This is a genomic window from Acinetobacter sp. YH16031 (genome assembly GCF_013417335.1).
In the GTDB taxonomy this organism is placed as follows: Bacteria; Pseudomonadota; Gammaproteobacteria; order Pseudomonadales; family Moraxellaceae; genus Acinetobacter.
In genome coordinates, this window is the sequence record NZ_VPED01000006.1 from 21,679 (window position 1) to 34,269 (window position 12,591).

Consider the following 12,591-nt stretch of genomic DNA (forward strand, 5'->3'; position numbering starts at 1 on the left):
CGGCTCCAAAAATTGGCTGATGGCTCTTGGGTCATCAGCCTTTTTGCGTTACAATAATCGGCTCGATTTTTGTTTGCATGATATAAAATTCATACAAATTAAAAATAAACATAATGAACAAACGCTTACCAATATTTTTCATTAAAAAAATATTGTTAAGCGTTTTAATACCACTAAAAATTGCAGCATTTGTAAAGAGTGGTGGCCATATCGGCCAGCGTAATTCCTTCTGAGCCCGTTCTGCAGGCGGGCTTGGTTTACACTTTCCGAGGACTCCAGATGGCATACTCATATACCGAAAAGAAACGGATCCGTAAGAATTTTGGTAAATTGCCTAGCGTCATGGATGCTCCGTACCTGCTCGCGATTCAAGTCGACTCGTACAGAACATTCTTACAAGATGGCAAATCACCAAAAAACCGCGAAGATATCGGTCTCCAAGCCGCATTTCGTTCAGTTTTTCCTATTGAAAGTTATTCTGGCAATGCTGCTTTAGAATTCGTTGAGTATAGTCTTGGTAAGCCTGAGTTTGATGTACGCGAATGTATCCTTCGTGGCTCAACTTATGCAGCACCAATGCGCGTAAAAATTCGTTTGATCCTGAAAGATCGCGAAACTAAATCAATCAAAGACGTACGTGAACAAGAAGTCTACATGGGCGAAATGCCGCTTATGACAGACAACGGTACTTTCGTCATTAACGGTACCGAGCGTGTAATCGTATCGCAATTGCACCGTTCACCGGGCGTATTCTTTGACCACGATAAAGGCAAAACTCACTCAAGCGGTAAAGTCCTTTATTCAGCTCGTATCATTCCTTACCGTGGTTCATGGTTAGACTTTGAATTCGATGCCAAAGACCTGGTCTACGTACGTATTGACCGTCGTCGTAAATTGCTTGCGACTGTGGTGCTTCGTGCGCTGGGTTATACCAACGAACAAATTCTCGACATGTTCTACGAGAAAGTACCTGTGTATCTGGACATGGGTAGCTACCAGATTGACCTTGTTCCAGAGCGCCTGCGCGGCGAAATGGCACAGTTCGACATTGCTGACAAAGACGGCAAAGTCATTGTTGAACAAGGTAAACGTATTAACGCACGTCATGTACGTCAAATGGAAGCATCTGGTCTTGAGAAGCTTTCTGTTCCTGATGAATACCTGTACGAACGTATCACTGCTGAAGACATCCCACTGAAAGATGGTGATGTGATTGCAGCCAATACTGTTCTAAGCCATGAAATTATGGTGAAAATTGCAGAAGGCGGCGTGAAACAGTTCAACGTCCTGTTCACTAACGATATTGACCGTGGTCCATTCATTGCGGATACATTACGTGCTGATACCACAGTAAGCCGTGATGAAGCACTTGTAGAAATCTACAAAGTCATGCGTCCAGGTGAGCCACCAACAAAAGAAGCTGCTGAGAACCTGTTCAACAACCTGTTCTTCTCTTCTGAGCGTTATGATCTGTCTCCAGTCGGCCGTATGAAGTTCAACCGTCGTTTGGGTCGTCCTTACGAAGTGGGTACTGATCAGAAGTCACGCGAAGTTGAAGGCATTCTCTCGAATGAAGATATCACTGATGTATTAAAAACATTAGTAGAAATCCGTAACGGTAAAGGTGAAGTCGACGATATCGACCACTTGGGTAACCGTCGTGTTCGTTCTGTGGGTGAAATGACTGAGAACCAATTCCGTGTAGGTCTGGTTCGTGTAGAACGTGCTGTTAAAGAACGTTTGTCTCAAGCTGAAACTGATAATCTGTCTCCGCAAGACCTGATCAATGCGAAGCCAGTGGCTGCTGCAATCAAAGAATTCTTTGGTTCAAGCCAGTTGTCTCAGTTCATGGACCAAAACAATCCGTTGTCTGAAATTACACACAAACGTCGTGTATCAGCACTTGGGCCTGGTGGTTTGACTCGTGAACGTGCGGGCTTCGAAGTACGTGACGTACATCAAACTCACTATGGTCGTGTATGTCCAATTGAGACTCCTGAGGGTCCAAACATTGGTTTGATCAACTCTCTGTCTGTTTACGCCAAATGTAACAACTTCGGTTTCCTGGAAACTCCATACCGTAAAGTGGTTGATGGCCGCGTAACTGATGACGTTGAATACCTGTCTGCGATTGAAGAAGTAGGTACTGTAATTGCACAGGCCGACTCTGCAGTAGATAAAGACGGCAACCTGTCTGAAGAATTCGTTTCTGTACGTCACCAAGGTGAATTCGTACGTATGCCTCCTGAAAAAGTGACGCATATGGACGTATCTGCTCAACAGGTTGTATCTGTAGCAGCATCACTGATTCCGTTCCTTGAGCACGATGACGCCAACCGTGCATTGATGGGTTCGAACATGCAACGTCAGGCTGTTCCTACGTTAATCGCTGACAAACCACTGGTTGGTACCGGTATGGAAGCGAACGTAGCACATGACTCTGGTGTATGTGTAATCGCGAAACGTGGTGGTCGTATTGAATTTGTTGACGCTTCGCGTGTCGTGATTCGTGTCAACGAAGACGAAATGGTTGCAGGCGAAGCAGGTGTAGATATCTATAACCTGATCAAATACACACGTTCTAACCAGAACACTTGTATCAACCAGAAAGTTCTTGTGAACCTGGGCGATAAAGTAGGTCGTGGTGACGTTCTGGCTGACGGTCCATCAACTGATGGCGGTGAGCTTGCGCTTGGTCAAAATATGCGTGTAGCGTTCATGACTTGGAATGGTTACAACTACGAAGACTCGATCTTGTTATCTGAGCGTGTTCTTCAAGAAGACCGTTTAACGTCTATTCACATCCAGGAACTTTCATGTGTTGCACGTGATACCAAACTGGGTGCTGAAGAAATTACTGCCGATATCCCGAACGTGGGTGAAGCAGCGCTTTCTAAACTGGACGAGTCAGGTATCGTTTACATTGGTGCTGAAGTGACTGCAGGTGACATCCTTGTCGGTAAAGTAACACCGAAAGGCGAAACTCAGTTGACGCCTGAAGAAAAATTGCTTCGTGCAATCTTCGGTGAAAAAGCAGCTGACGTAAAAGACTCATCTTTACGTGTTCCATCTGGCACCAAAGGTACAGTGATTGACGTTCAAGTGTTTACACGTGACGGTCTTGAAAAAGACGAACGTGCTCAAGCAATTGAAAAAGCACAGCTTGATGCTTACCGTAAAGACTTGAAAGAAGAATACAAAATCTTCGAAGAAGCAGCACGTGAACGTATTGTTCGCTTGTTGAAAGGTCAAGAGTCTAACGGTGGTGGTACGACTAAACGTGGTGACAAACTTTCTGAAGACGTACTTTCAGGTTTAGAGCTTGTTGATCTACTTGACATCCAACCAGTTGACGAAGCAATCGCTGAGCGTTTAACTCAAATCCAAGTGTTCTTAAAAGAGAAGAGCCAAGAGATTGATGAGAAATTTGCTGAGAAGAAACGTAAACTTTCAACTGGCGATGAACTCACAACTGGCGTATTGAAAGTTGTTAAGGTTTACCTTGCGGTTAAACGTCGTATCCAGCCTGGTGATAAGATGGCGGGTCGTCACGGTAACAAAGGTGTTGTATCAAACATTCTACCTGTTGAAGACATGCCACACGATGCGAACGGTGTACCTGTAGATATCGTTCTTAATCCGCTTGGCGTACCATCGCGTATGAACGTGGGTCAGATTCTTGAAACTCACTTGGGTATGGCGGCTAAAGGTCTTGGCGATCAAATCGACAAGATGTTGAAAGAGCAACGTACTGTACTTGAGCTTCGTGAATTCTTAGACAAGATTTACAACAAAGTAGGTGGCGAGCAAGAAGATCTTGATAGCTTAACCGACGAAGAAATCTTGGTATTATCTGGCAACCTTCGTAAGGGTGTTCCACTTGCGACGCCTGTATTTGATGGTGCTGAAGAATCGCAAATCAAAGAGTTGTTAGAACTTGCAGGTCTATCACGTACGGGTCAAACTGTATTGTATGATGGCCGTACTGGTGAACGTTTCGACCGTCCTGTAACTGTAGGTTACATGTACATGCTGAAACTGAACCACTTGGTTGACGACAAGATGCATGCGCGTTCTACTGGTTCTTACTCTCTGGTAACGCAACAGCCGCTGGGTGGTAAAGCACAATTCGGTGGTCAGCGTTTCGGTGAGATGGAAGTCTGGGCACTGGAAGCATACGGTGCAGCATATACGCTTCAAGAAATGCTTACTGTGAAGTCGGATGACGTTGAAGGCCGTACCCGTATCTATAAGAACATTGTAGATGGTAACCATTATATGGACCCAGGTATGCCTGAATCGTTCAACGTATTGACCAAAGAGATCCGTTCTTTAGGTATCAACATTGAACTGAAAAATGGTGACTAAGAAATCTCCCCCGACCCCTCTTTAAGAAAGAGGGGAGAAAGTCCCCCTTTATAAAGGGGGATTTAGGGGGATTTTTGAGATTCCCGAATTTCAGTAAAAAACAATATTTGTGACCCAGTCGGGAAGTGAAAATCTCCTCGACACACGGAGAAAAAAATTGAAAGACTTGCTCGATATCATGCGCAAAAAGACGGATTCCGACGGTCATACTCCAGTAGAGTTTGATCGCATCCGTATTGGTCTTGCGTCACCAGAAATGATTAAGTCGTGGTCTCATGGTGAAGTTAAAAAGCCAGAAACCATTAACTACCGTACGTTCAAACCAGAACGTGACGGTTTATTCTGTGCCAAAATCTTTGGTCCAGTAAAAGATTACGAATGCTTGTGTGGTAAATACAAGCGTATGAAATACAAAGGCGTCATTTGTGAAAAATGTGGCGTTGAAGTAACAACTGCGAAAGTTCGTCGTGAGCGTATGGGTCACATCGAGCTTGCGTCTCCAGTTGCACACATCTGGTTCTTGAAATCACTGCCTAGCCGTATTGGTCTTCTTTTAGACATGACGCTACGTGATATCGAACGCGTATTGTATTTCGAATCTTACGTTGTCACTGACCCAGGTATGACTCCATTTGAGAAATACCAACTTCTTAACGATGAAGAATACTTCAATGCGTTAGAAGAACACGGTGATGAATTCACTGCGAAAATGGGTGCAGAAGCGGTGCAAGACTTGCTTAAAGATATCGATCTTGAAGCTGAAATTGCGCGTCTTCGTGAAGAAATTCCAAACACAACTTCAGAAACTAAGCTTAAAAAAGCTTCTAAGCGTCTGAAATTGATGGAAGCATTCAACGATTCGAACAACAAGCCAGAATGGATGGTGATGAACGTACTTCCAGTACTTCCACCAGATCTTCGTCCGCTTGTACCACTTGAAGGTGGTCGTTTCGCGACTTCTGATTTGAACGATCTTTACCGTCGTGTAATCAACCGTAACAACCGTTTGAAACGTCTTCTTGACCTTGCGGCTCCAGACATCATCGTACGTAACGAAAAACGTATGTTGCAAGAATCTGTAGATGCATTGCTGGATAACGGTCGTCGTGGTCGTGCGATTACTGGTTCTAACAAACGTCCTCTTAAATCTTTGGCAGATATGATCAAAGGTAAACAAGGTCGTTTCCGTCAGAACTTATTGGGTAAACGTGTCGATTACTCTGGTCGTTCGGTAATTACCGTAGGTCCAAGCCTGCGTTTACACCAATGTGGTCTTCCTAAGAAAATGGCGCTTGAACTGTTCAAGCCATTCATCTTTGCGAAGCTGCAAGCCTCTGGTCAAGCAACAACCATTAAAGCTGCGAAGAAAATGGTTGAACGTGAAACTCCAGAAGTTTGGGATGTTCTTGCCTCTGTGATTCGTCAGCATCCAGTAATGTTGAACCGTGCGCCGACCCTTCACCGTCTAGGTCTTCAAGCATTTGAACCTATTCTGATTGAAGGTAAAGCGATCCGTCTTCACCCACTCGTATGTGCTGCGTTCAACGCCGACTTCGACGGTGACCAAATGGCGGTACACGTACCATTAACACTTGAAGCTCAGTTAGAAGCTCGTGCGTTAATGATGTCGACTAACAACATTCTGTCTCCAGCGAACGGTGAGCCAATCATCGTACCGTCTCAGGACGTTGTCTTGGGTCTTTACTACATCACTCGTGATGCAGTAAATGCCAAAGGTGAAGGCATGGTGTTCGCGGATACTGACGAAGTGAACCGTGCGCTTGCGACTGGTCAGGTAGATATGCACGCTCGCGTGAAAGCACGTGTACACCAAACCGTGATCAACGAAAACGGCGAACGTGAACAGCAAACGATTATCGTAGATACGACTCCTGGTCGCTGTCTGCTTTGGGAAGTTGTGCCTGAAGGTATGGACTTCCAGCAAATTAACGTTGAGATGACTAAAAAGAACATCTCTAAGTTAATTAACTCTTGCTACCGTAAACTGGGTCTGAAAGACACTGTTATCTTCGCGGACCAATTGATGTACCTTGGCTTCCGCCAAGCGACTCGTTCTGGTGTTTCTGTTGGTATGGAAGACATGGTCATTCCACCACAAAAACAAGCGATTATCGGTAAAGCCGAAGCTGAAGTTCGTGAAATTGAACAACAGTTCGAACAAGGTTTCGTAACTGCCGGCGAACGTTATAACAAAGTGGTCGATATCTGGGCGCGTACAAACGACCAGGTAGCGAAAGCGATGATGGATAACTTGTCATTCACGACTGTTAAGAACAAACAGGGTGAGGACGAGAAACAGAAATCATTCAACAGCATCTACATGATGTCTGACTCTGGTGCCCGTGGTTCTGCAGCTCAGATTCGTCAGTTGGCTGGTATGCGTGGTCTGATGGCGAAACCGGATGGTTCGATCATTGAGACACCAATTAAAGCGAACTTCCGTGAAGGTTTGACAGTACTTCAGTACTTCATTTCAACACACGGTGCGCGTAAAGGTTTGGCCGATACAGCACTGAAAACAGCGAACTCTGGTTACCTGACTCGTCGTCTGGTAGACGTTGCGCAAGACTTGGTCATCACTGAGCCGGATTGTGGTACGTTGTCTGGTCTTGTCATGACTCCGTTCATTCAAGGCGGTGACGTGATCGAGAACCTGGGTACTCGAGTACTGGGTCGTGTAGTTGCAGAAGATGTGAAACGTGCGGGTACTGAAGAAGTTATTCTGCCGCGTAACACATTGATCGATGAAAAACTTGCAAACTACCTGGAAGAGCAAGGTGTCGATGAAGTTAAAGTACGTTCAGTCGTATCTTGTGAATCTACTTTCGGTGTTTGTGCGAAATGTTACGGTCGTGACCTTGCACGCGGTCACTTGGTAAACCCAGGTGAATCTGTGGGTGTTATGGCTGCTCAGTCAATTGGTGAGCCGGGTACACAGTTAACCATGCGTACCTTCCACGTAGGTGGTGCTGCGAGCCGAACTTCTGCTGCAAACAGCGTACAAGTTCGTAATAAAGGTACTGTACGTTTCCATAACGTAAAAACTGTACAACATGCCAAAGGTCACTTGGTATCAACTTCACGTTCAGGTGAAATCGGTATTGCAGATGACTTAGGCCGTGAACGTGAACGTTACAAACTGCCATATGGTGCGTCTATCTTGCTGAAAGATGGTGAAGCTGTAGAAGCAGGCGGTATCGTAGCGACTTGGGATCCGCATACACATCCACTGGTTACAGAAGTAGCTGGTAAAGTTCGCTTCAGCCAGATTGCTGATGGTGTAACTGCAACATCGAAAACTGATGATGCAACTGGTATGACCACTGTTGAAATCTTGCCTGTAACAGCACGTCCTGCTTCTGGTAAAGATTTACGTCCAGCTGTTGTGCTTGACACAGTAGATGGCGGCGAACAGTTCTACTTCTTGCCACAAAACACTATTCTTTCTGTCCGTGATGGCGAAACAATTGGTGTGGGTGACGTAATTGGTCGTGTACCACAAGAATCTTCACGTACTCGTGATATTACCGGTGGTCTGCCACGTGTTGCTGACTTGTTCGAAGCACGTAAACCGAAAGAACACGCAATCCTTGCAGAAGTGTCAGGTGTTGTAAGCTTCGGTAAAGAGACCAAAGGTAAAAACCGTCTGGTCATTACTCCGGATGATGGTTCTGAGATCTACGAAGAGCTGATTCCGAAATGGCGTACCATTAACGTGTTCGAAGGCGAGCATGTGAACCGTGGTGAAACTATTTCTGATGGTCCACAGAACCCGCATGACATCTTACGTCTGAAAGGTGAAGTGGCGTTGACCAACTACATCGTGAACGAAGTTCAGGACGTTTACCGTCTGCAAGGTGTAAAAATCAACGACAAGCATATTGAAGTGATCGTACGTCAGATGCTGCGTAAAGTTGATATCACTGACGGTGGCGATACAAGCTTCATCAAAGGTGAACAAGTGGATTACATCCGTGTGATGCAAGAGAACCAAGCTGTTCTTGCGCAGAACAAGTTCCCTGCGAAGTTTGAACGTCAATTGATGGGTATTACCAAAGCGTCGCTTTCTACTGACTCGTTCATCTCCGCTGCATCGTTCCAGGAAACTACTCGTGTGTTAACTGAAGCGGCCGTAACAGGTAAAGAAGATGATCTACGTGGTCTGAAAGAAAACGTAGTTGTAGGTCGTCTGATCCCAGCAGGTACAGGTCTGGCTTACCACTTAGAGCGTCGTCGTCAAGAAGCAGAAGCTGCAGAATTTGAACTGCACAATGACTTCTCCGATGTAGACCAGGCGTTGAGCCAAGCATTCAGCGATGAATTTAACGGTCTGTAATTAGCCGCTAAATCATTTTAAAAAGCCACCTTCGGGTGGCTTTTTTATTTCCTAAAATTATTCATATTTATATTGCTAGAAAAGATCAGATTATCTGGTAGTTACTTGTCCTAAATATGGAGAAATCCTCAATAAAACATGATCTTTCATGCGCTCTTTACAAAATAAATCATGAGGGTTTCAAGATTTAACATCTTGTTATGAATCGCTCCTTAAAATCAGGTTAATCTTAAGTCAAAGCACGAAGGAAGGCCAAGATCATGAAAAAGTTAATGAGCGTAATGGCTGTTGCAACTATCTCCACTTTTCTGTTGGCAGGCTGTGAAAATATGTCTGCTAAAGATCAACGTATTGGCGCAGCCGCGCTCGGTGGTGCAGTGGGTGGTGGTGTAGGTAACAGAGTGGGTGGTGGTGTTGGTGCAGCAGTTGGCGGTGGTGCCGGTGCAGCAGTCGGCAGTAAAGCTCAAGGTGGTTCAAACCGTAATGCGACCTATAGTGGTGTCGGTGGTGCTGTAGGTTCTGCAGTGGGTAAAAGCATCTTTGGCGGTACAGGTGGGGCTGCAATTGGTGGTGCCATCGGTGGTGGTGCTGGTGCAGCGATCGAACAGAATAACCGTCGTCGTTAATCGACAGAACTATCCTCCAGATCGATTTAAAAGCGCCTCAATGGCGCTTTTAGTTTATTCAATTTCGTTATTTAGCTTCTCGAGGCTTGCCTTTGCTCTGTTTAAGGCGGATATAAACGGTCTTTTGTACCTCAGCGATACGCACACCGGAATCATCATAAATATTAAGCTGATACTGGCGATAAACCGGACTATGGTTAGCTGCCAGTTCTTTTACTGTTTGTACTTCCTGCTTGGAAATCCGGATGTCAGCATAGACTGTTCCGCGTCCTGGCGCCAGAAACTGAATGGTAGAGCTTTTATCCCAGACAATGTATTTTGGACCCAGATGGTGCATCAGCAATAACATATAAAACGGATCGACCATGGAATACAGGCTGCCACCAAAATGTACTCCGACAATATTCTGATTCTTGCGAGTCAGTGGCATTTTCACGCGAACGTGATAATTGGCAAAGTCCATTTCATCAATGACAATGCCTGCTCCACGGTAAGGGGCATAGCGATTCAGTATAAATTTGGATAACAAGGGCAGTTGCTGAATTTTTCGTAATAGGCTCATGCGGATATTCTTTTTTCTGGTCTCGTATGCATACTAGAACAACAAAAATAAGCTGGCATTGATAAATCGTGCCTATTTCAACAATAAAAGAGTCAATCAGCGAATAAGGATACATCTATGCAAAGACATAGCCAGTGGGTAGATACCAGCGATCATCAACGTCTCTATGTGAAAACCTGGGGTGAGCCTGAGCGACCGCCTTTAGTGCTGGTTCATGGTTATCCTGACCATCAGGATGTCTGGGAAGCGGTGATTTCTCACCTCGTTCAAGATTATTTTGTGGTGACCTATGATGTGCGCGGAGCAGGAGACTCCAGCGTTCCCAAGAAAATTCGGGATTATCGTCTGGAACGTCTGTGTGCAGATTTAGAGCAAGTGGTCGATCAGGTCTTGCCAGGACGAGCTTTCCACCTTGCGGCTCATGACTGGGGGTCAATCCAGGCTTGGGAAGCAGTCACCGAACCTAAATTTAAAGGCCGGATTTTGTCTTTTAGCACCATGTCAGGTCCATGTCTGGATCATGCTGCTTTCTGGATGCGTGAACAGTTTAAACAGTATAAGGCCAAGTTTTTTAAACAGATGACCAAGTCTTGGTATATCGCGGTATTCCAGCTACCTTTTATAGCACCTACAGCATGGAATTTCTTTAATGCAGAACGTTGGGGCAAAATGATCAGTCAGCTGGAACAGCAGGATAATCTGCCGCTAAACCAGAATATTGTCAAAGACGGCAAATATGGCGTCAATCTGTATCGGGCGAACTTTCTACCACGTTTATCTCGACCTAGACAGCGTTTTGCGATCTGTCCGGTACAGGCAATTGTGCTCAAAAAGGACCAGTTTGTTGGCCCGGATCTGATTGATGAAATGCCAAAATGGGTGGAAGATTTTTCCCGGGTAGAACTGAATGCCAATCACTGGGCTATCCTAAGCCAGCCGGAACAGGTGGCTCATCTGATTCATAATTTTATTCAGCAGAAATTAACAGCGACCATCTGATACGGAGATTGGGAACGTGACTCGGCAAGGGATAAGTGGAAGAATTTTTATCCGGATTTTCTGATAAAATAGCCGTTTTCTCTCATTCCCAATTCATTATGTTCGCAATTCTTGCTGCTATTGGAGTCATGTTTGGACTCTCATTGGCACGTGTACCTGTGGTTTTTGCCCTGGTCATTGGTGCTGTTACGGGTGGTTTGTTGGCAGGTCTTGGCCTCCAGGGAACTTTAGACGCATTTAACAATGGTCTGGGCGGTGGCGCTAAAATTGCCTTGGCCTATGGCATCCTGGGTGCCTTTGCTTTGGCCTTGGCACGTTCCGGTTTGCCTGACTTGCTGGCCTATAAAATGATCACCACTTTAAAAGGTGAGGCATCAGAAAAGGCACAGAACAAGGTTAAATATCTGATCTTCTGTACAGTGGCATTGGCTGCCGTTTTCTCGCAAAACGTGATTCCGGTACACATTGCCTTTATTCCGGTTCTGATTCCACCGTTATTGCTGGTATTTAACCATCTGAAGCTGGATCGCCGTTTGGTGGCCTGTCTGCTGACCTTTGGTCTGGTGGGAACATATATGCTGGTTCCAGTCGGTTTTGGTGCCATCTTCCTGAATGATATTTTGGGCCATAACATCAATACCTTTGGTAAGCCCTATGGCTTTGAGATTACTTATGACCAGATTCCCGCTGCGATGGCAATTCCGGTCTCAGGTATGTTCGTGGGTTTGCTGGTGGCCATGTTTATCAGCTACCGTAAGCCGCGTCTCTATAAAGATATCCATGTGGAACAGCAGCAAAGTATCTCTGCTGAACTGGGTGTAGAACAAAAATCAGCGAAACCGCAAATTGCCAAACTGACCATCTGGATGGCAGCGATCGCGGTGATTGCAACTCTTGTGGTACAGCTCTATTCAGATTCCATGATTCTTGCCGGTCTGGTCGGTGTCGCAATCTTGAGTTGTGCCGGAATCTTTAAATGGAAAGAAGCAGATGATGTGATCATCACCGGTATGCGTATGATGGCCCTGGTTGGCTTTATCATGATTGCCGCGCAAGGTTTTGCTGCCGTGATTGAGGCAACAGGACAGGTTCCTGCGCTGGTTGAAGCGTCGGTTGACTGGATTGGTAATAGCCAGGCACTTGCCGCCTTTTTAATGTTGTTGATTGGTCTGCTGATTACTCTGGGTATCGGTTCATCATTCTCTACCATTCCGATTCTGGCGATTATTTATGTACCGCTCTGTATTCAATTTGGTTTTAGTCCTGCAGCAACTATTGCGATCATTGGGACTGCGGCTGCTTTGGGCGATGCCGGTTCTCCAGCATCAGATTCAACTTTAGGCCCAACATCCGGTCTGAATATGGATGGTCAGCATGACCATATGAAGGATAGTGTGGTTCCAACCTTCATTCATTTTAATATTCCGCTTATCATTTTTGGCTGGATTGCAGCCATGGTTCTGTAAGTCCTTTTTATAATCTGCTCTGATATAAATCGGAGCAGATTTGCCTAGATTTAAAATAAATTATAAGATGTATTTGAAATATATTTTTAAATAAAAAATTAATATAAACCTGATTATTTTACTCTGAATATTATTATTTTAATCTGATTAAATTACTGGGTATTTAAAACCAACCAATATAGTCAATTTAAAATAAATATTTAATAATTACAT

General features: G+C 45.0%; 7 protein-coding genes. 5 read left to right on the plus strand and 2 right to left on the minus strand.

Annotation, left to right across the window (positions count from 1 at the left end; genetic code table 11):
- Nucleotides 1–34: 34 nt before the first annotated feature.
- Nucleotides 35–286: a hypothetical protein gene (locus FTV31_RS04450; RefSeq protein WP_034170979.1), complete on the minus strand. Its 252-nt coding sequence runs from the start codon at nucleotides 284–286 to the stop codon at nucleotides 35–37.
- Between FTV31_RS04450 and rpoB the strand changes: the two genes are divergently transcribed.
- The 3 genes from rpoB to FTV31_RS04465 all read left to right on the plus strand — a co-directional run bounded on the left by rpoB (nucleotide 280) and on the right by FTV31_RS04465 (nucleotide 9,351).
- Nucleotides 280–4,368: a DNA-directed RNA polymerase subunit beta gene (gene rpoB, locus FTV31_RS04455; protein WP_180013263.1), complete on the plus strand. Its 4,089-nt coding sequence runs from the start codon at nucleotides 280–282 to the stop codon at nucleotides 4,366–4,368. The two genes, FTV31_RS04450 and rpoB, sit on opposite strands and share 7 nt — an antisense overlap.
- A 157-nt stretch (nucleotides 4,369–4,525) precedes the next feature.
- Entirely contained in the window at nucleotides 4,526–8,725 is a 4,200-nt protein-coding gene (gene rpoC, locus FTV31_RS04460; RefSeq protein WP_180013265.1) for a DNA-directed RNA polymerase subunit beta', read from the plus strand.
- Nucleotides 8,726–8,985: 260 nt separating this feature from the next.
- Nucleotides 8,986–9,351: a DNA transfer protein p32 gene (locus FTV31_RS04465; protein ID WP_180013268.1), complete on the plus strand. Its 366-nt coding sequence runs from the start codon at nucleotides 8,986–8,988 to the stop codon at nucleotides 9,349–9,351.
- A 67-nt stretch (nucleotides 9,352–9,418) separates the two neighbouring features.
- On the opposite strand, the gene FTV31_RS04470 is transcribed toward FTV31_RS04465, so the two are convergent.
- Nucleotides 9,419–9,913 (minus strand): DUF4442 domain-containing protein, encoded by a 495-nt coding sequence (locus FTV31_RS04470; protein ID WP_159123442.1) that lies wholly within the window; start codon nucleotides 9,911–9,913, stop codon nucleotides 9,419–9,421.
- Nucleotides 9,914–10,030: 117 nt separating this feature from the next.
- On the opposite strand from FTV31_RS04470, the gene FTV31_RS04475 reads away from it, so the two are divergent.
- Together FTV31_RS04475 and FTV31_RS04480 are read left to right on the plus strand one after the other, a co-directional pair.
- Nucleotides 10,031–10,912: an alpha/beta fold hydrolase gene (locus tag FTV31_RS04475; protein WP_180013270.1), complete on the plus strand. Its 882-nt coding sequence runs from the start codon at nucleotides 10,031–10,033 to the stop codon at nucleotides 10,910–10,912.
- A 98-nt stretch (nucleotides 10,913–11,010) separates the two neighbouring features.
- The gene (locus FTV31_RS04480) at nucleotides 11,011–12,378 is read left to right on the plus strand and encodes a Na+/H+ antiporter family protein (RefSeq protein ID WP_159123440.1); all 1,368 of its coding nucleotides are present in this window, start codon (nucleotides 11,011–11,013) and stop codon (nucleotides 12,376–12,378) included.
- Nucleotides 12,379–12,591 lie beyond the last annotated feature (213 nt).